Origin of the sequence: Myxococcus sp. RHSTA-1-4 (genome assembly GCF_020037125.1) — a bacterium.
In the GTDB taxonomy this organism is placed as follows: Bacteria; Myxococcota; Myxococcia; order Myxococcales; family Myxococcaceae; genus Myxococcus.
The window spans coordinates 16,232-36,063 of record NZ_JAIQDG010000049.1 but is presented as its reverse complement, the minus strand read 5'-3'; the positions used below and the strand labels follow the sequence as shown (position 1 = coordinate 36,063).

The following is a 19,832-nucleotide window of genomic DNA, read 5'->3' as shown; positions in this document are numbered from 1 at the left end:
TCACCCGAAGGACATCCCCCCGTGGCCAACCTGCACCAGCTCCTCAAGGCGATGGTCGAGAAGGGCGCTTCCGACCTCCACGTCACCACCGGCTCCCCGCCGCAGCTCCGCGTGGACGGCGAGCTCGTCCCCTTGAAGACGGCGCCGCTGACCCCCGTGGAGACCAAGCAGCTCTGCTACTCCATCCTCACGGACGCCCAGAAGCACAAGTTCGAGGAGGACAACGAGCTGGACCTGTCCTTCGGCGTGAAGGGCCTGTCCCGCTTCCGCGCCAACATCTTCATGCAGCGTGGCGCGGTGGCCGGGGCCTTCCGTACCATTCCCTTCAAGATTCTGACCTTCCAGGAGCTGGGCCTGCCCCCGGTGGTGGCGGAGCTGGTGAAGAAGCCCCGCGGCCTCATCCTCGTCACGGGGCCCACGGGCTCGGGCAAGTCCACCACGCTGGCCTCGATGATCGACAAGATCAACACCGAGCGTCATGAGCACATCATGACCATCGAGGACCCCATCGAGTACCTGCACCCGCACAAGAACTGCCTCGTCAACCAGCGCGAGGTGGGCGCGGACACGCGGAACTTCAAGACGGCCCTCAAGTACATCCTCCGCCAGGACCCGGACGTGGTGCTCGTCGGCGAGCTCCGCGACCTGGAGACGATTGAAGCGGCGCTCACCATCGCCGAGACGGGCCACATCTGCTACGCGACGCTCCACACCAATAGCGCGGTGCAGACCATCAACCGCGTGCTGGACGTGTTCCCCCCGTACCAGCAGCCGCAGGTGCGCGCGCAGCTCTCCTTCGTGCTGGAGGGCGTGATGAGCCAGGCGCTGCTGGCCAAGGCGGGCGGCCCGGGCCGCATCCTCGCGCTCGAGGTCATGGTGCCCAACCCCGCCATCCGCAACCTCATCCGCGAGGACAAGGTCCACCAGATCTACTCCTCCATGCAGGTCGGCCAGGCGAAGTTCGGCATGCAGACCTTCAACCAGGCCCTGGCGGCGCTGCTCCTCCGCCGGCTCATCTCCCAGGACGAGGCCTTCGGCCGCTCCAGCGACCCGGAGGAGCTGCGCAACATCCTGGCCACGGGCGGAGGCGGCCAGGGCCTCCCGGGCATGCCGCAGCGGCCGGCCGGGGGAGCGGGCGGTCGTTAGTTCCCGGAATTCGGAATCAGGGGTTAGACTCGCGCGACGTCCGCGGAGGTCCAGGTCATGGCAGCACCCGCAGTGCAGCAGAAGGCTGTAGCCCCCAAGAAGAACGTGTCCCAGTTCCTCTGGGAGGCGAAGACCAAGGGCGGAGAGACCAAGAAGGGCGAGATGGAGGCCTCGGACGTCGAGGCCGTCAACGCGCGCCTCAAGTCCCTGGGCCTCAACCCGACGAAGGTGCGCAAGAAGGGCGCCCTCGACGCGGGCATCTCCCTGCCGGGCTTCGGCGGAGTGACTGGCAAGGACATCCTCGTCTTCACCCGCCAGTTCGCCACGATGATCGACGCCGGCCTGCCGCTGGTGCAGTGCCTCGACATCCTGGCGTCCCAGATGGACAACCCCGCCTTCAAGAAGGTGTTGTTCGCCATCAAGGGCAAGGTGGAGCAGGGCAGCACCTTCGCGGACGCGCTGAAGGAGCACCCCAAGGTCTTCGACGAGCTCTACACCCAGCTGTGCGCGGCGGGTGAGGTGGGCGGTATCCTCGACTCCATCCTCAACCGCCTCGCGGCCTACCGCGAGAAGAGCGAGAAGCTCAAGCGCAAGGTCAAGGGCGCGATGACCTACCCGGCCATCGTCATCCTGGTGGCCATCGGCGTGACGGCGCTGCTGCTGCTGGAGGTGACGCCGGTGTTCGCGAAGATGTTCGCGGACTTCGGCTCCGCGCTGCCCGCGCCCACCCAGTTCGTGGTGGACTTCTCCGCCTTCGCGCAGAAGTACGTCTTCCACGCCGTCGCCACCATCGTCGTGGTGGTGGTCGCCTTCACCTGGAGCTACCGGCAGCCCAAGGGCCGCAAGTTCTGGGACAAGGTCTTCCTGAAGATGCCGCTGTTCGGGCCCGTGCTGCGGAAGGTGGCGGTGGCGCGCTTCACCCGCACGCTGGGCACCATGCTCTCCTCCGGCGTGCCCATCCTCGACGCGCTGGACGTCACCGCGAAGACGGCCGGCAACCGCACGGTGGAAGAGGCAATCTACTACGTGCGCGGGAAGATCTCCGAGGGCAAGAACATCGCCGGGCCGCTGTCGGAGACCAAGGTGTTCCCCTCCATGGTGGTGCAGATGATTGGTGTCGGTGAGGCCACCGGTGCCATGGACACCATGCTCAACAAGATTGCCGACTTCTATGACGACGAGGTCGACGTCGCGGTGAGCGCGCTCACGTCGATGATTGAACCGCTGCTGATGGTGTTCCTCGGCGGCGTGGTCGGCGGCTTCCTCATCGCCATGTACCTGCCCATCTTCTCCATTGCCGGTGCCATCAAGTAGTGCCCCTTCGGCTGGCGAGCGCGTGCCCTCCAGAAAGGAGGAGCTGCGCCGCAAGCTGACCTGGCTCACCGCCTTCCGCATCGTCGCCACCAGCCTCTCGCTGGTGGCCGTCGTCCTGCGGCTGCTGGCCCAGGCTCCCTCGGAGCCGGCCCGCGGCGACTGGGCGGCCTTCTCCATCATCGGCTTCGTCTACCTGCTGTCGCTCGTCACCGCGGTGGCGGTGCGGCGGGGGCGGTGGACCACGCCCGCGGTGTTCATCCAGGTGCTGGGGGACCTGGTCATCGCCACGGGGCTGGTGATGCTCACCGGCGGCGGGGACTCTCCCTTCACCTTCACCTATTCGCTGGCGGTCATCAGCGGCGCCATCCTGATGGAGCGGCGGGGCGCGCTGGCGCTGGCGGCGGGCGGCTCGCTCGTCTACGCCGGTGTGGTGCTGGGGCTGCACGAGGGGCTGCCCGCGGGCGGGCTGCAGCTCACCCGCCACACGTCGTTCCTGCTCGTCTCCCATGTCCTGGCGATGTTCCTCGTGGCCGTGCTGGCCGGCTACCTCAGCCGGCAGCTGTCGGCCGCGGGCGGCGCGCTGTCCGCGCGGGAGAAGGACCTCCATCGCCTGGAGTCCTTGCAGGCACAGATTCTGGCCTACATGCCCTCCGGGCTCGTCACCTGTGACGCCGGGGGCCGCGTCACCTTCGTCAACCGCGCCGCCGGCGCCATCCTCGGCATCGGAGAGGCGGGGCGTGGGCGGATGCTGGAGGAGCTGCTGCCCGGGGTGCTCCACCTGGGGCGGCGCACCAGCCGGCGCGAGCTGACGGTGCGCACGTCGGCGGGTGAGCGCATCCTGGGCCTGAGCATCACCCCGCTGGCGGACGAGAGCGAGGGCGCGCTGCTCATCGTCTTCCAGGACCTGACGGAGCTGCGGCGCATGGAGGACGGGCTGCGGCGCGCGGACCGGCTGGCGGCGCTCGGGACGATGTCCGCGCAGCTCGCGCACGAGATTCGCAACCCGCTGGCCGCCATGAAGGGCTCCGCCCAGCTCCTGGGGCAGGACCGGGCGGCGGATGCCATGACGGTGAAGCTCACCGGCGTGCTGGTGCGCGAGGCGGACCGGCTGTCCCGGCTGGTGGAGGACTTCCTGCGCTTCGCGCGGCCCCCGACGCCGTCCCGCCGCGAGGTGCGGTTGGAGCGGCTGGTGGTGGAGACGATGGACATGCTCCGTGGCGACCCGCTGGCCCGCGACGTGCGGCTGGAGGTGGACGTCGGTGGGGAGCCGGTGCACGCGCTGCTGGACCCGGACCAGCTCCAGCAGGTGCTGCTCAACCTGGCGCGCAACGCCCTGCAGGCCACCGGGCCGCAGGGGCTGGTGCGCGTGGTGCTGAAGCGAGAGGGTGGGGAGGTGGCGCTGAGCGTGTGGAACGCGGGCGCGCCCATTCCGCGCGCGGACCTGCCACGCCTGTTCGAGCCCTTCTTCACCACCCGCGAGGGCGGCACGGGCCTGGGGCTGGCCACCGCGCACTCCATCGTCCGCGCGCACGGAGGCGACATCCGCGTCCACTCCGAGGAGGGGGCGGGCACGCGGTTCGACGTCCTCCTTCCCGCCTCGTTAGAGAGGCCGGAGTCCCCGCCCGCCGAGGGGCCGCCGTCCTCCTCCGGCACTCGCGCCGAGCAGGCGGGAGCGGGAGCCCCGGCCGCCGTACCCGCGCTCTCCCGGGCGCACTGAGGTCCCTCGCCACCCGGCTTCCGCTCGGAGGAGGGCGGGCGGGTTCACGAGCCCTGGCTGACTGTCTCCCCGGTGGGCGGACACCACGAGCCCGTCCATGGGGGCCGGTCCGTCTGGTACCTTGCGCGCCATGCACATTCTGGTGGTGGATGACGAGCCGTCGATGCGCGACGTGCTGGAGGTGCTCTTCACCCGGGCCGGCTTCCAGGTGACCTGCGCGGGCAGCGTCAGGGAGGCGGGCGCGGCGCTGGCGAATACCCCCGTGGACCTCGTGCTCACCGACATGAAGCTCGGCAGCGGCAGCGGCATGGAGGTGCTGCGCGCCGCGCGGGCGCTGAAGGACGCGCCCGAGGTCATCGTCATCACCGCCTTCGGCACGGCGGCCTCCGCGGTGGAGGCCATGCGCGAGGGGGCCTACCACTACATCTGCAAGCCCTTCGACAACGAGGAGCTCCGGCTGCTCGTCCAGAAGGCGCTGGAGAAGAAGGCGCTCCGGCGGGAGAACCTCACCCTTCGCGCGCAGCTCGTGCCGGGCGCCGGCCTGCTCGCCGTGGGCCGCAGCCCGCGCATGCAGTCCGTCATGGCCCTGGTGGACAAGGTGGCCGCCTCGCGCACCACGGTCCTCATCTCCGGAGAGAGTGGCACCGGCAAGGAGCTGATTGCCCGGGCGCTGCACCTGAAGAGCCCTCGCGCCGGCCACCCCTTCCTGCCCGTCAACTGCGCCGCGCTCTCCGAGGGCGTGCTGGAGAGCGAGCTGTTCGGACACGTGAAGGGTTCCTTCACCGGCGCCACCAGCGACCGCGCGGGGCTGCTCGTGGCGGCGGGGGAGGGCACGGTGCTGCTGGACGAGATTGGCGAGGTGCCGCCCGCCACCCAGGTGAAGCTCCTGCGCGTGCTGCAGGAGCGCAAGGTGAAGCCGGTGGGCAGCAGCCAGGAGGTGCCCTTCCAGGCGCGCCTCGTCGCCGCCACCAACCGGAACCTCGAGGCGGAGGTGAAGGCCGGCCGCTTCCGCGAGGACCTCCTCTACCGGCTCAACGTCATCACCCTGGAGCTACCGCCTCTGCGCGAGCGCGCCGACGACATCCCCCTGCTGGCCACGCACTTCCTGGAGCGGCTGGGAGACGAGCTGGGCCGGCCCGGGTTGCGGTTTACCCAGGAGGCGCTGGCGGTGCTCCAGCGCTACGCGTGGCCCGGCAACGTGCGCCAGCTCCAGAACATCGTCGAGCGCGCCGTCACCCTGTCGGACGGGGACGCGCTCGGGCCGGAGACGCTGCCGGCGACCCTGCGCGGCGAGCCCGCGGCCCCCGCTGGAGACGTGCAGCTCCCCGCGGGTTTCAACCTGGAGCGCTACCTCGACGAAAGCGAACGGCGCTACCTGCTGGCCGCCCTCAAGCGTACGGACGGGGTCAAGACGCGCGCCGCGGAGCTGCTCGGCCTGTCCTTCCGCTCCTTCCGGTACCGCCTCGCCAAGCACGGCCTGGTGGATGACCTGGAGGAGTCCCGGGAGCCCTGAACTCCCTGTCGCGTCTGGGGTTTTCACTCTGGCTGGGTGGAGGGCCGGATCGACAGTTCTGGTCACCTCCGGGTGCCATTTTTTGGCACCTGAGAAGCGGGCTGGCGGGCCTGGACGCGGGGGGCGATCGGAATTTCGCGGCGTTGGCGCGGTACAGGGAGCTTCACGGGGTTGGCACTGCATGTGCTAAGAACCCCAGGCAGGGCAGCACGCCCTCGAAGTCGAAACCCCCTGAGGACACTCCCAATGCGCGTCTCCCGTTTCAACCCCCGCAACCGCGGCTTTACCCTCATCGAGCTGATGATCGTCGTCGCCATCATCGGCATCCTGGCGGCCATCGCCATCCCGAACTTCATCAAGTTCCAGGCGCGCTCGAAGCAGTCCGAGGCGAAGTCCAACCTCAAGGGTCTGTTCACCTCGCAGAAGTCGTACTTCCAGGAGAAGGACCGGTACTCGCCCATCGCCGGCGCCATCGGCTTCGCTCCTGAGCGCGGCAACCGCTACACCTACTGGCTGGCTGCGGCGGCCGTGGGCGGCTCCACGGTGCAGGCCCGCAACGCGGCGACCATCGCGCCGGGCCAGAACCACCAGATCACGGTCGACACGTTCAAGTACCCGGTCATGCCGAGCGGCGCGGCCAACCCGCCGAACCCGACCTTCGACCAGACGGGTGGCGTGCCGAACGGCGGCGTGCAGGGCCTCTACCAGGCCGGCGGCAAGTCGCACTTCATGCACACCGCGGTGGGCAACATCGACAATGACATCGCGGGCACGACCGGTCTCTCCTTCGACCAGTGGTTCATCTCGTCGGAGTCCGCTCCCGTGACCCCCGACGCCTGCAATGCCTACGACGCGAACGAGCTGAACGCCGCGGAGGGCGTGCCCTTCAACATGGCGAACGACGTGAACTGCGAGCCTGCCGCTGGCCCGTGATTCCGGGCGGGACCCGGTTCCCGCCATCGCTTGATTGAAGCTCGGGGGGAGGACAGGCCACGCGCCCGTCCTCCCCTTCTTCTTTGGTTTCTCCCAGTCCAGGCAGGCATCGCTTTCGGCTCAACGCGCCTGCTGACTTCCGAAGCGTCCACCAGCGATAATGGCCGCCCCTGCCATGTCGAGTCGTCTTCTCTGGTCCTCGGTCCTTGCCGTGTCGTTGACGCTGTGCGCGGCATTCGCCGCGCCCCCGCGGCGTTCGAGCCGCCAGGGCCACCTTCCTCCGCTGCTGCCCCGGCTGGAGGTGGTGCGCGCGGTGGGGGCTCCCATCCATCACCTCGTCACGGATTACTTCTGGATTCAGACCATCCAGGCCGTGGGCAAGGCCAGCACCCGCCACGAGTATCGTGACATCTACGACTACGCGGACATGGTGACGGAGCTCGACCCGAAGTTCCGCCAGGTCTACGTCTTCGCGGGCGTGGCCATCCCGTTCACCGGGCGGAACGGCAAGTGGTTCAACACGGAAGAGTCGACGCGGCTGCTGGAGAAGGGCCTGCGCAACTTCCCGGACTACGTCTACCTGCGCATCATCCTGGCCTACAACCTGAGCACGTTCCATCAGCAATACGAGCGGGCGGCGAAGATCCTCGAGGAGGCCTCGAAGCTGCCGGACGCCCCCGAGTACCTGCCGGGCCTGGCCACGCGGCTTCATGCCCAGGCCGGGAACTTCGACGCGGGGCTGGAGCTGGCGCGCTCGCTGGCCGAGTCCTCTGACGAACCCGAGACGCGCGAGCTCTTCGAGCGGCGGGTGATGGAGCTGGAGCTGGAGCGCGAGCTGAGCCGGGTCGACGCCGCGGTCCAGGCGTATCGGCAACGCGAGGGCCGGCTGCCCTCGGGTGTCCAGGCCCTGGTCGACGCGGGAGACCTGCCGCGGCTTCCGGAAGACCCGCTGGGCGGTGTCATCCAACTGGACGCGGAGGGCCGCGGTCACTCGACGGCGCAGGAGAAGCGCCTGACCGATTTCGCGCGCACGAGCATGGAGGAGTCGCCGTGAGTAGCAGTCTGCCTATCGAAGTCCGTGGGCTCGCCAAGACATACCGCCTGGGCTTCTGGATGAACCGCCAGGTCCGGGCGCTTCAGGGCCTGGACCTGGAGGTGCAGCCCGGGCAGGTCTACGGGCTGCTCGGGCCGAACGGCGCGGGCAAGTCCACCACCATCAAGATTCTCATGAACCTGGTGCAGGCCTCCGAGGGCACCGCGCGCCTCTTCGGTCTGCCGCCCACGGACGAGGAGGCCCGGCGTCAGGTGGGCTTCCTCCCGGAGAACCCCGCGCCCTACGAGTACCTCACCGGCGCGGAGTTCGTGACGCTGGCGGGAAAGCTGGCCGGAATGAGCGGCCACGAGCTGGACCAGCGGGTGAAGGAAGTCATCGGCATGGTGGAGATGGAGCGTGCCGCGAAGCTCCAGATTCGCCGCTACTCCAAGGGCATGATTCAGCGCATCAGCCTGGCGCAGGCCATCGTCAACCGGCCGAAGCTGCTCATCCTGGACGAGCCCACCTCGGGGCTGGACCCGGTGGGCCGCCGCCAGGTGCGCGACCTCATCCTCGCCGAGCGGCAGCGGGGTACCACCATCCTCTTCTGCACGCACATCATCTCGGACGTGGAGGCGCTCTGCGAGCGGGTGGTGGTGCTGGTGGGGGGCCGCCGCGTGCGCGAGGGCAGCGTGCGCGAGCTGCTGTCGGGCCAGGCGCCCGTGGTGGAGATGACGGTGGAGGGGCTGTCGCTGGGGCAGCTCCAGGGGTTCGGTCACGAGCTGACGTACGCGCAGGACTTCGGTGACCGCGTGCTGCTGCGCACCGGAGACCAGGCCGCGCAGTTGCTGCTCCAGCAGACGCTCCAGGCCGGCGGCCGGGTGACGCAGGTGCAGCCGACCCGCTACTCGCTGGAGGACCTCTTCCTGGACGCGCTCAAGGAGGCGAGGCACGGCACGGTGGGAGGAGAGATTTCATGATTCGCGAGTTCGGTGCTCTCACCCTCAATGGCTTCCGCGAGGCGCGGCGCAACCGCGTCAGCGTGGTGGTGGCCGTCTTCACCCTGGGCCTGCTGCTGTCCTCCACGCTCGTTACCGACGTGACGGTGTACACGTTCCAGCGCGTGCTGGCGGACGTGGGGCTGGGGGCCATGGCCGTCACCCTGGTGCTGCTGGCCATCTTCCTCTCCAGCGGCCTGCTGACCCGCGAAATCGAGCGGCGGACCATCTTCCTGGTGGTGTCCAAGCCGGTGTCGCGGGCCCTGTTCATCGTCGGGCGGCTGGCGGGCAACATGCTGACGCTGGCGGTGCTGCTGCTGGCCATGTCGGTGGTGTTCTTCACGCAGGAGGCGCTCTACGGCATGGCCGTGACGCGGCCCCAGGTGGTGGCGGCCGGCATGCTCTGGGTGGAGCTGCTCGTCATCTCCAGCGTGGGCTTCGCCATGTCCAGCTTCGCCAGTCAGCTCGTCTCCGCGGTGGTGACCACGGGCGTGTACTTCGCGGGCCACCTGTCGGCGGACATCTACAACCTGGCGAGCCGCTCGGAGTCGGGCCTCATCCAGTGGGTGGGCAAGGGCGTCTATTACGTCCTCCCCAACCTGGCGCGGCTCAACTTCCGGCCCCAGGCATCGTACGAGGTGGTGACGCCGGCCATGGACATCCTGCAGTCGGCGGCCTATGGAATCGGCTACGCCGGGGTGATGGTGGCGCTCGCCGTCTTCATCTTCAGCCGGCGCGACTTCAAGTGAGCGGGGCGGGGCCCTGGCTCCCCGCCCGTAGGTAGGGGTCCATGGTGGAAGGCTTCTTCGCCGCCTGGCTGTTCGTCACCGGCCTGGTGGTGGGCAGCTTCCTCAACGTTGTCATCGCGCGGGTGCCGCTGGAGCAGAGCATCGTCCGCCCGCGCTCGCGCTGCCCGAAGTGCGGGCACGTGCTCGCCTGGTACGAGAACATCCCGCTCGTGTCCTGGCTGGCCCTGCGGGCGCGCTGCCGCGGGTGCGGTGCCCCCATCTCCGTGCGCTACCCGCTGGTGGAGCTGCTCACGGGGCTCTTGTGGTTCGCGTGCCTGCGGCGCTTCGGCTGGACGTACGAACTGGTGCCCGCGCTGGTGCTCGTCAGCCTGCTGGTGCCGCTCACCTTCATCGACCTGGACCACTGGATACTGCCGCTGTCCATGACGGTGCCCGGCACCCTCGTGGGGCTGGTGCTCGCGCTGCCCCTGGGGATGGAGGGCTTCTGGGACGCGCTCATCGGCGCGGCGGTGGGCTTCCTGACCTTCCGGCTGATGGAGTACGTGGGCTGGAAGGTCTTCAAGAAGGAGGCGCTCGGGGCAGGGGACAAGTACCTCGTCGCCATGCTGGGCGCGTTCCTGACCTGGCGCGCGCTGCTCGGTATCCTCCTCTTTGCCTCCATGCAGGGCGCGGTGGTGGGCATCGTGATGCTGCTGGTGACGGGCCGTGCCGGGCCTCGCGGGGAGGAGGTCCCCGAGGAGGCTCCCGGCGAGGAGCCGCCCCCGCTCACGATGACCTGGGAGTTCACCCTGCCGGGCCTTCCCGTCTGGAAGCGGCTGCTGCTGGTGCCCTGGGCCCTGCTCACCCAGCCCATCCCCGACGCGCCGCTGGACGAGGAGGGGCAGGAGGAGGACTGGGTGCCGGACCGCACCAGCATCCCCTTCGGCCCCTGGCTGGCGCTGGCGGGGCTGGAGTTGCTGCTGCTGGGCCCCTGGCTGTCGAGGGTGCTGCCGCCGGAAATCGCGCTGATGCTGGGAGGCCAGCCATGACGGGGGCGGGCCCGCGGTGAAGTGGCGCATCGCCAGCGTGGCGTTCCTGCTGGGCTCGTTGTCCACGGGGCTCACCTGGCTGTCCGTGCAGCCGGCCCTCATCCGGCTCCTGGACGGGGTCCGCCGGCTGGCCCCACCCGGCAGCGCGGAGGCGGAGACGCTGGCGCGGGTGCAGGGGCTGTTGCCGCTGCTGCTCGGGTTGGACCTGGTGGCGCTGACGGTGCTGGCGTACGTGGTGCTGGATTTGACGGTGGGCCGCCCGCTGCGCAGCACGGAGGCGGTGGTGGAGCAGTTCGGCCGGCTGGAGCTGGACCCGCACCTGGTGCCCACGCAGGGCGGTCCGCTGCTGTCACGCATCCAGCGCGCGCTGCAGCGCATGGCGGAGGCGCTTCGGACGGAGCAGGCCCTCACGCGCTCTCAGATGGAGTCGCTGCGCGAGGCCAACGCGCGGCTGGCGCGCGCGCAGACGGAGCTGGTGTCCTCGGAGCGGCTGGCCACGGTGGGAAGGCTGGCGGCGGGCGTGGCGCACGAGGTGGGCAACCCGCTGGCGGGCATCCTGGGCTACGTGGCCCTGGCGCGGATGAAGGCCAATACGCCGGAGCTGAAGGACTTCCTGGAGCGCATCGACCACGAGGTGCAGCGCATCGACCGCATCATCCGCGGCCTGCTGGATTTGGGGCGTCCCGGAACGGCCTCGCTGGGGCCGGTGGAGGTGGGCGCGGTGGTGGAGACGTGTGTGCGCCTGGTGCGCGCCGCGCCGGAGCTTGCCGGCGTGTCGGTGGAGCTGGGGCTGGAGCCGGGGCTGCTCGCTCGGGCGGACGCCGGGCCGCTGTCCCAGGTCATCATCAACCTGCTGCTCAACGCCGCGCAGGCCATGGGAGGGCAGGGGAGCGTGCGTGTCATCACGCGGCGCGAGGACGGCGAGGCGCGGCTGGTGGTGGAGGACAGCGGGCCGGGCATTCCCCCGGACGTCATGCCCCGCCTGTTCGAGCCCTTCTTCACCACCAAGGGCCGGGAGGGCACCGGCCTGGGCCTTGCGGTGTCGCTGCGCCTGACGCAGGTCATGGGGGGCCGGCTCCTGGCGGAGAACGCGCCGGGGGGCGGTGCCCGCTTCACCGTGGCGCTGCCCGCGCCTTGAGGAGAAAAGGCGTCCCCTACCGGCCAGGAGCTATCGGCTCCCACCGGGCTGGGGGATGATGCCTGGAGACGGCCATGTCCCTGTTCCGCACCATCCTCGTCGCCGACGACGAGCCCTCCATCCGCCACATCCTCACGCTGGTGCTCACCGACCGCGGCTATGACGTACGCGCGGTGTCGGACGGCGACGAGGCCCTGCGCGAGCTGGCCGCGCGCGACTACGACGTGCTGCTGAGCGACGTGCGGATGCCGAAGAAGGACGGCCTCTCCGTGCTGCGCGAGGCGCTGGCCGTCCACCCCGGCCTCACCGTGGTGGTGATGAGCGCCTACGGCTCGCAGGAGCAGGCCCTGGAGGCCGTCTCCGCCGGCGCGTTCGACTACGTCCAGAAGCCCTTCAAGCCGGAGGAAATCGTCTTCGTCCTCCGCAAGGCGGAGGAGCGCGAGCGGCTGAGGCGGGAGAACCGGCGCCTGAAGGAGGCCAGCCTCCCCGCCGCTCCCGGGGGCCACATCCTCGGGGGCAGCGCCGCCTTGCAGTCGGTGCTGAAGCAGGTGTCGCGCCTGGCCCCGGTGGACACCACCGTGCTCATCAGCGGGGAAAGCGGCACCGGCAAGGAGCTCATCGCCCGCGAGCTGCACTCGCGCAGCCCCCGGGCTCCCATGGCCTTCGTCGCCGTCAACTGCGGCGCCATTCCCTCCGGCCTCATCGAGAGCGAGCTGTTCGGCCACGCCAAGGGCGCCTTCACCGACGCGCGCACCGCCAAGCGCGGCCTCTTCGCGGAGGCCGACGGCGGCACCCTCTTCCTGGACGAGGTGGGCGAGCTGCCCCTGTCCGCCCAGGTGAAGCTGTTGCGCGTGCTCCAGGAGGGGGAGATCCGCCCGGTGGGGGAGAGCCGGGTGGAGAAGGTGGACGTGCGCGTGGTGGCCGCCACGCTCCGGGATTTGTCGAAGCTGGTGGAGAAGGGCGAGTTCCGCGAGGACCTCTACTACCGCCTCAACGTGGTGAACCTGCGGATGCCGCCCCTGCGAGAGCGCCGCGAGGACGTGCCGCTGCTGGCGCGCGCCTTCATCTCCCGCTTCAACCGCGAGCTGAACCGCGAGCCGCCCGTGGAGGGGCTGTCCCCGGAGGCCGAGGCCCTGCTGACGGCCTACGCGTGGCCGGGCAACGTGCGCGAGCTGGAGAACGCCATGGAGCGCGCGGTGTTGCTGGCCGACGGGCCCCTCATCCTTCCGGCCAACCTCCCCGACAGGCTGTGGGCCGCGTCCCCACCCGGACCCACGGGCGCGGCGTCCGCGGGGGCCCCGGTGCTACAGGACGGTACGGACCTGTCGCTCAAGCGCGCCATCCGGGAGCTGGAGGAGTCCTACATCCGCGCGGCCCTGCGCAAGACGAAGGGGAACCGGACCCGGGCGTCGGAGCTGCTGGACATCAGCCACCGGGCGTTGCTGTACAAGATCAAGGAGTACGGCATCGACCCGGACGCCGAGGCGGAGCGGGGCTGAGGCGCGGGGAGCCGGTCCCGGGGCGGGTACCGCCTGCCCGCCTGCATTTGACGGGACGCGTCCGGGGCCGGAAAATCGGGCCTTCGCGACGGTGGGGAGGGGCCCGGCGCTGCGGTGGTGCGAGGCTCCCGTCCGTCCGGAGGGCAGGCGGGCTCCAGGCACTTTTTAGGAGGGGTTGACGGCCGGTGTTACGCTGGCCGCCTCTCGACGGAGTCAAGCATGGCGAAGGGCAAACTGGCACTCGGCCTGGATATCGGATCGACGTCCATCAAGATGATTCTCCTCAAGGAGCAGCGCAAGCGCGGCGAGGTCGGCTACGCGCTGCAGAGCTTCGGCATGAAGCCGCTGCCTCCGGAGGCCATCGTCGATGGCGCGCTGATGAACTCCACGGCCATCGTCCAGGCCGTGCAGGAGCTGATGTCCGAGCTGAAGATCAAGGCCAAGGACGTCGCCATCGGCGTGTCCGGCCACTCGGTCATCATCAAGAAGATTCAGATGCCGCGCATGTCCCAGGATGAGCTCGAGGAGAGCATCCAGTGGGAGGCCGAGCAGTACATCCCGTTCGATGTGAAGGACGTGAACATCGACACGCAGATTCTCGACGGCGGCGGCAACGACGCCACCGGGCAGATGGACGTGCTGCTGGTGGCCGCCAAGAAGGACATGATCAACGACTACACCACCGTGGTCTCCGAGGCGGGCCTCGCGCCGGTGGTGGTGGACGTGGACGCCTTCGCCGTCCAGAACATGTTCTCCGTCAACTACGACCTCCCGGAGAAGGAGACCGTGGTGCTCATCAACGCGGGCGCCTCGGTGGTGAACATCAACATCATCGCCAACGGCGTGACGGTCTTCACCCGTGACGTCACCATCGGTGGCAACCAGTTCACCGAGGAGATCCAGAAGCAGCTCAACGTCTCCTACGAGGAGGCGGAGGCGCTGAAGATCGGCGGCAACAGCTCGGACGCGGACGCCGTGGTGCCCCAGGAAGTGGAGCGCGTGCTCTCCAGCGTGGCCGAGCAGGTGGCCGGCGAAATCCAGCGCTCGCTGGACTTCTACGCGGGCACCGCCGCCGACTCCAACTTCAGCAAGGTCTACCTGTCGGGCGGCACGGCGAAGATTCCCGCGCTGTTCAAGACCATCGAGGCGCGCACCGGGGTGCCGGTGGAGATCCTCAACCCGTTCCGCAAGATTGAGGTGGACAACCGCAAGTTCGACCCCGCGTTCATCATGGACGTGGCGCCCATGGCGGCGGTGGCCGTGGGACTGGCGCTGCGGCGCCCGGGCGACAAGATGGCCTGACCGGTTCCACCCCTAGGAGACGACGCACATGATGATTCGCATCAACCTGCTGCCCGTCCGGGCGGTGAAGAAGCGGGAGATGGGCCGGCAGGTGCTGGTCCTGTTCGCCCTGGTGCTGCTGGCCGCGGGCGGCGGCAATTACTACTGGTACGCGAACCGTGACGCCGAGCTCAAGCGCCACCGCGCGGGCATCACGCAGACCCGCGCGAAGATCGCCGAGCTGGAGAAGGTCATCGGCGAGGTGAAGAACATCAACACCCGCAAGGCCGAGGTGGAGAAGAAGCTGGCCGTGCTGGACTCCCTGCGCAAGGGCCGCAACGGGCCGGTGCGCATGCTGGACGCGCTCGCTTCCGCCACGCCGAAGAAGGTGTGGCTGAAGAGCTTCACCGAGAGCAGCAACTCGGTGGCCATTGACGGCTCCGCCATCAGCCACGACGAGGTCGCCGAGTTCATGCGCGGCCTCAACGGCGTGGTGTGGACGCCCAAGGGCATGGGGCGCCTGGTGGACGCGCGCCGTGACAGCAAGACGACACGCGTGGAGCTGCTCACCGCGGAGGCCATCGTCGAGGAGTTCCCGGCGGCCGAGGTCACCCCCTTCTTCACCAACATCGACCTGACGAGCGCCGCGCAGAGCAGGGCGGGCGGCGCTCAGTCCACCGCGCCGGCGCTGGTCGACTTCAAGATCACGCTTCAGTCCAACTACGCCATCTGACGGGGCCCCACGCCATGGACAAGTATCTGGATCAATTCGTCAAGGCGCCCCCGGCCACGAAGTTCGGCGGCCTGGGCATCGTCGTGCTCCTGATGACCGTCGCCAACTTCTTCCTGCTCATCCAGCCCGCCGAGGACTCCATCAAGGCGTACATGGCCCAGCGCCGCACGCTGGACCTGGAGCTGGCCGAGAAGAGCGAAATCGCCCAGAACCTCAACGACCGCCGCCGGGAGATGGACGTCCTGGAGCAGAAGCTCGCCGAGGCGCTGACGGAGCTGCCCGAGAAGAAGGACATCGAGGAGCTGCTCGCGCAGATCAACGACATCGGCAAGAAGAGCGGCCTGGAGATCTCCCGCGTCGAGCCGGACCGCGAGTTCGTGGGCGGCGGAGAGTTCTTCGCCCGCATCCCCATCAAGATGACGGTGAGCGGCAACTACCATGAGATCGCCCTCTTCCTGCAGGAGATGGCGAACATGCGCCGCATCGTCAACGTCAACAACATCAAGCTCGATACGCCTACCTTGAAGAACGAGAAGGTCGTCCTCCAGAGCAACTTCCTGGCGACGACCTTCCGGTTCATCGAGACGGCGAACACCGAGGCTCCGAAGAACTAGAAACTTGATCCGCCCGGAAAGTAGGGCGACAAGGGGATTGAGGATGAAGACGTTCAAGGCCACCATGACCACCGCGGCGCTGACGCTCGCGCTGGCCGCTTGTGACGACGCGCCCCCGCCGGCTCCGGCGGCGGCGCCCGCACCCGCGGCGGCGGCGGCGGCTCCGGCGGAAGAGGCCCCCGCGGCCGTGGCCGAGGCCGTGCCGGCCCCGCCGCCGTACGTGTACACGTACAACCCGGTGGGCAAGCGGGACCCGTTCCGCAGCCCGGTGGAAGAGGTCGGGCCGGTGGTTCCGGGCCCGGCGACTTCGTGCAACGAGCCGCTGTGCGCGTTCGACCTGGACCAGCTCAAGCTGGTGGCCGTGGTCACGGGTGATGCCAACCCCCTCGCCATGGTCGAGGACCCGGTGGGCCGTGGCCACATCGTACGCCGCAACACCCGCATGGGGCGCCAGGGCGGCAAGGTGACGCAGATCCTCCGCGACTCGGTGACGGTGACCGAGGTCTTCTCGGGCAACGGCGAGATCATCAAGAATCCGGTGACCCTGCAGCTCAAGCCCGACGATAAGCAGGACCCCGCCTACAACATGATGACGGGCAAGAACTACGGGGAGTAGCGCCCCAAGGCGCTCCCGCGGGCGGTCGCCCGCTTCCAACTTGTTGAGGGGACGCATGCTCGAGAAGAGCGCTGTGACGAGGGGCAAGTGGATGTTGGCGGCCGTGTGGGCCGTCGTGCTTGCAGGCGCCAGGGTGAATGGCGCCGAGCTGAATACGCTGCGGGACGTGGACGTGTCCCGAACGGGCTCTGGGGCCCAGGTGGTGGTGACCGGGACCCGGCCGCCCACCTTTACCGTGTTCCGCCTGAGCGGGCCGGAGCGACTGGTGGTGGACCTCTCGTCGGCGGATGCGACGGGTATCAAGGGTCACCATGAGGGCGCCGGCCCTGTCGCGGGCGTGGTCGCGTCGCAGTTCTCGGACGAGCGCGCCAGCGTCGGCCGGGTGCTGCTGGCGCTCGACAAGGCGTCCCAGTACGACGTCCGCGCGGACGGCAACCGCGTGGTCATCTCCGTGGACGGCGCCGCGCAGCCCGCGGCCACGCCTTCCGCGCCCGCCGAGGCAAAGCGCCCCGCGCCCGAGGCCGCGAAGGCTCCCGTCGTCGCCGCCGCGGCTCCCGCGGCCGTGAAGCCGGCCGAGCCTGCCGCCGTGGTTGCCGAGGCCCCGAAGGCGGCGGAGAAGCCGTCGGCGCCCGCCGCGAAGCCGGCCCTGCCGGAGAACGTGGTGGCCGCCGAGGCCGACGAGCGCGAGGTGGCCCATCCGGCCCGGCGCATCACCGGCCTTGCCTTCGCCGACGACACGCTGCGCATCCGCGCGGACGGCGACATCGCCCGCTACGAGGTGCTGGAGCTGGCGGACCCGCCGCGACTGGCGGTGGACCTGTACGGCGTGGGGCTCGCGGCCCGCGCGCCGCGCGTGACCAGCGGCCCGCTGAAGGACGTGCGCGTGGGGGCCCACTCGGACAAGGTGCGCCTGGTGCTGGACGTGCGTGGCCAGATGCCGGCCTACCGCGTGGACCGGGCCGCTCGTGGCCTGGAGGTGGTGCTGGGCGGCGCGGTGGCTCGCAAGGCCGCGCCCGCGCCAGAGCCGACGGAGGTCGTCGCTTCCGTGGCCGAGGTGGAGCCCATGCGCTCCGTGCCCGAGCCGACGGCCGCCCCCGCGGCGCCCGTCACGGCGTCCGGGGTCGAGGTGAAGGACCTGACCTTCGAGGAGAGCGGGGCGGGCGGCCGCGTGCTGCTGAAGCTGTCCGGTACGGCGGCCTGGAAGGTGGACCGTCCGGACCCGCGCAGCGCGGTGCTGACGCTGGACAACGCGCGCCTGCCGAAGAAGCTGGAGCGCAGCCTGGACACCAGCGCGCTGGAGACGCCGGTGAAGATGATCAGCGCCTTCAGCGTGCCGGGTGAGGGCCGCCGGGTGCGCGTGGTGGTGGCCGCCGACGGCGCCATCGAGGAGAAGGTGACGCAGAACGGCGGCACGCTGTCCTGGCGCCTGGACGTGCAGGGCGTGAAGACGGACCAGGTGGCCGTGGCCCAGCGCACCGCGGGCTTCACCGCCGAGGCGCCCGCCTACGCCGCCGAGGGCGCGCCGCAGCAGGCCCGCTACCGCGGCAAGCGCGTCTCCTTCGAGTTCAAGGACATCGACATCCAGAACCTGCTGCGCGTCATCGCTGAAATCTCCAAGCGCAACATCGTGGTGGCGGACGACGTGGGCGGCCGCGTCACCATCCGCCTGCGCAACGTGCCCTGGGACCAGGCGCTGGACCTCATCCTGCGCACCAAGCAGCTCGGCAAGGAGGAGTTCGGCAACATCATCCGCATTGCCCCCTTGAAGACGCTGGAGGAGGAGGCGCGGCTGCGCCAGGAGCGCAAGAAGTCGCTCCAGCAGCAGGAGGACCTGCTGGTCAACCTCATCCCGGTCAACTACGCGGTGGCCGCGGACATGGCGACGCGGGTGAAGGACGTGCTGAGCGAGCGCGGCTCCGTCTCCGTGGACACGCGCACCAACGTGCTCATCGTCAAGGACGTCCGCTCCAACACGGAGAAGGCTCGCGCGCTGGTGCGCAGCCTGGACACGCAGACGCCGCAGGTGCTCATCGAGAGCCGCATCGTGGAGGCCAACACCACCTTCAGCCGGCAGCTCGGTGTGCAGTGGGGTGGCCAGGCGCGAGCGGGCACGGCCACCGGCAATGCCACCGGCCTCATCTTCCCCAACAACGTGGCTGTCACCGGCGGCTCGCCGGGCACCGGAGCCGGCCTGCCCGACGTCCCGAACTTCGCGGTCAACCTGCCGGCCTCGGTGGGTGAGGGCAGCGGTGGCGCGCTGGGCTTCACCTTCGGCTCGGCGGGCGGCGCGCTGCAGCTCAACCTGCGGCTGTCCGCGGCGGAGAACGAGGGCACGGTGAAGACCATCTCCGCGCCCAAGGTGACGACGCTGGACAACAACACCGCCCGCATCAGCCAGGGCGTGTCCATTCCCTTCAGCCAGACGTCCGCGCAGGGCGTGAACACCACCTTCGTGGAGGCCCGTCTGTCACTGGAGGTGACGCCGCACATCACCCAGGACGGCAGCATCCTGATGTCCATCAACGCCTCCAACAACCAGCCGGACCCCGGCAACACCGGCGCCAACGGCCAGCCGTCCATCCAGCGCAAGGAGGCCAACACCCAGGTGCTGGTGAAGGATGGGGACACCACCGTCATCGGCGGCATCTACGTGCGCCGGGGCAGCACCGCCACCAACCGGGTCCCGTTCCTGTCGAGCATCCCGGTGCTGGGCCTGCTCTTCAAGAACCACACGGAGCGCGATGACCGGCAGGAACTGCTCATCTTCATCACGCCCCGTATCCTCAACCGGCAGACCATCGCGCAGAGCCTGTAGGGCTCCCACCGCGCTCTCTTACTGGAGCCTGCTTGCCTATGTGGAAGAACTCCTACCTCCTGCTGGCGCTGGCCATGGCCGGCTGTGTCGACAACACCCCGGGCCTCCAGCTCTTCAATGCCTGGGTCCCGGATGCCGAATGCGTCGTGGATACGGGTGGGCCGTCGATCTACTCCGGCTCCCTCGACCTCTCGACCTCCTCCCGCTTCCTGATGGGGTTCAGCGTCCAGTCCTCGCTCGTCAACACTCCCATCGAGGTCAACGACCGCCCGGTGTCGGGCAGCACCGGGGATGACAACGCCATCTACATTTCGGAAATCGAGGTGGAATACGACGAGGACCGCGAAGGGCTGAGCCTGGCCAGTGAGTCGTATCCCGCCTACTTCGTCGTCCAGTCCGGCAGCGATGGAACCACCCTGGTCGTCGACCTGGCCGGTCCCGGCGCCATCCAGGTACTCCAGGACTCGTTGGGGGTGGGGGAGTCCGTTCTCGTCAACGCCCGCCTGAAGGTCGTGGGCGAGACGACGAACGGGGGCTCGGTGGAGTCGAACGAAGTCAACTACCCCATCGAATTCTACAAGTCGGGCTTCAGCTGCCCGACTGGAACAGTCATCGCCCGTACGGGGCCGTGTGGTACGCCCGGCGGGCAGAACGGCCAGGCGACGTGCGTTGACCCCAACGCTCCCGCTCCGTGATTCCCGCCCG

Annotated in this window: 17 protein-coding genes and 1 pseudogene; all 18 read left to right on the top strand. The window is 69.4% G+C overall.

Features of this window, described 5'->3' with window-relative positions:
* Window positions 1-21 precede the first annotated feature (21 nt).
* The 18 genes and pseudogenes from K8638_RS40690 to K8638_RS40610 all read left to right on the top strand — a co-directional run bounded on the left by K8638_RS40690 (window position 22) and on the right by K8638_RS40610 (window position 19,822).
* Window positions 22-1,146 carry a PilT/PilU family type 4a pilus ATPase gene (locus K8638_RS40690; protein ID WP_223760158.1) on the top strand — a complete coding sequence of 375 codons (1,125 nt, stop codon included), beginning with the start codon at window positions 22-24 and terminating at the stop codon, window positions 1,144-1,146.
* Window positions 1,147-1,203: 57 nt separating this feature from the next.
* Window positions 1,204-2,460 (top strand): type II secretion system F family protein, encoded by a 1,257-nt coding sequence (locus K8638_RS40685; RefSeq protein ID WP_223760157.1) that lies wholly within the window; start codon window positions 1,204-1,206, stop codon window positions 2,458-2,460.
* Window positions 2,461-2,482: 22 nt separating this feature from the next.
* Window positions 2,483-4,177, top strand: a complete 1,695-nt coding sequence (locus K8638_RS40680) for an ATP-binding protein (protein WP_223760156.1) — start codon at window positions 2,483-2,485, stop codon at window positions 4,175-4,177.
* Between the two features lie 130 nt (window positions 4,178-4,307).
* The gene (locus K8638_RS40675; RefSeq protein WP_223760155.1) at window positions 4,308-5,690 is read left to right on the top strand and encodes a sigma-54 dependent transcriptional regulator; all 1,383 of its coding nucleotides are present in this window, start codon (window positions 4,308-4,310) and stop codon (window positions 5,688-5,690) included.
* Window positions 5,691-5,936: 246 nt separating this feature from the next.
* Window positions 5,937-6,042 (top strand): annotated as a pseudogene (locus K8638_RS45470) (prepilin-type N-terminal cleavage/methylation domain-containing protein); the annotation flags it as partial.
* Entirely contained in the window at window positions 6,015-6,623 is a 609-nt protein-coding gene (locus K8638_RS40670; RefSeq protein WP_370644239.1) for a hypothetical protein, read from the top strand. The pseudogene K8638_RS45470 and the gene K8638_RS40670, both read left to right, overlap by 28 nt.
* 175 nt (window positions 6,624-6,798) lie before the next feature.
* Window positions 6,799-7,677, top strand: coding sequence for a M48 family metallopeptidase (locus K8638_RS40665; protein WP_223760153.1), 879 nt, complete (start codon window positions 6,799-6,801; stop codon window positions 7,675-7,677).
* Complete coding sequence (locus K8638_RS40660) at window positions 7,674-8,636, top strand: ABC transporter ATP-binding protein (protein ID WP_223760152.1); 963 nt, start codon at window positions 7,674-7,676, stop codon at window positions 8,634-8,636. The genes K8638_RS40665 and K8638_RS40660 overlap by 4 nt, the downstream gene beginning before the upstream one ends.
* Entirely contained in the window at window positions 8,633-9,403 is a 771-nt protein-coding gene (locus K8638_RS40655) for an ABC transporter permease (protein WP_223760151.1), read from the top strand. Before K8638_RS40660 ends, K8638_RS40655 begins: the two co-directional genes overlap by 4 nt.
* A 41-nt stretch (window positions 9,404-9,444) precedes the next feature.
* Entirely contained in the window at window positions 9,445-10,431 is a 987-nt protein-coding gene (locus K8638_RS40650; protein WP_223760150.1) for an A24 family peptidase, read from the top strand.
* Between the two features lie 16 nt (window positions 10,432-10,447).
* Window positions 10,448-11,569, top strand: a complete 1,122-nt coding sequence (locus tag K8638_RS40645; RefSeq protein ID WP_223760149.1) for an ATP-binding protein — start codon at window positions 10,448-10,450, stop codon at window positions 11,567-11,569.
* Window positions 11,570-11,643: 74 nt separating this feature from the next.
* A complete protein-coding gene (locus K8638_RS40640) occupies window positions 11,644-13,068 on the top strand; it encodes a sigma-54 dependent transcriptional regulator (RefSeq protein WP_223760148.1) in 1,425 nt (474 codons plus the stop codon).
* 219 nt (window positions 13,069-13,287) lie between these two features.
* On the top strand, window positions 13,288-14,370 hold the full coding sequence (pilM, locus tag K8638_RS40635) for a type IV pilus assembly protein PilM (RefSeq protein ID WP_223760147.1): 1,083 nt from the start codon (window positions 13,288-13,290) through the stop codon (window positions 14,368-14,370).
* A 28-nt stretch (window positions 14,371-14,398) separates the two neighbouring features.
* Window positions 14,399-15,082, top strand: coding sequence for a PilN domain-containing protein (locus K8638_RS40630; protein WP_223760146.1), 684 nt, complete (start codon window positions 14,399-14,401; stop codon window positions 15,080-15,082).
* 14 nt (window positions 15,083-15,096) lie between these two features.
* Window positions 15,097-15,696 (top strand): type 4a pilus biogenesis protein PilO, encoded by a 600-nt coding sequence (locus K8638_RS40625; protein WP_223760145.1) that lies wholly within the window; start codon window positions 15,097-15,099, stop codon window positions 15,694-15,696.
* Between the two features lie 43 nt (window positions 15,697-15,739).
* Window positions 15,740-16,312 (top strand): pilus assembly protein PilP, encoded by a 573-nt coding sequence (locus K8638_RS40620; RefSeq protein WP_223760144.1) that lies wholly within the window; start codon window positions 15,740-15,742, stop codon window positions 16,310-16,312.
* A 55-nt stretch (window positions 16,313-16,367) separates the two neighbouring features.
* Window positions 16,368-19,127, top strand: a complete 2,760-nt coding sequence (gene pilQ / locus K8638_RS40615) for a type IV pilus secretin PilQ (protein ID WP_223760143.1) — start codon at window positions 16,368-16,370, stop codon at window positions 19,125-19,127.
* A gap of 38 nt (window positions 19,128-19,165) precedes the next feature.
* A complete protein-coding gene (locus tag K8638_RS40610; RefSeq protein ID WP_223760142.1) occupies window positions 19,166-19,822 on the top strand; it encodes a hypothetical protein in 657 nt (218 codons plus the stop codon).
* Window positions 19,823-19,832 lie beyond the last annotated feature (10 nt).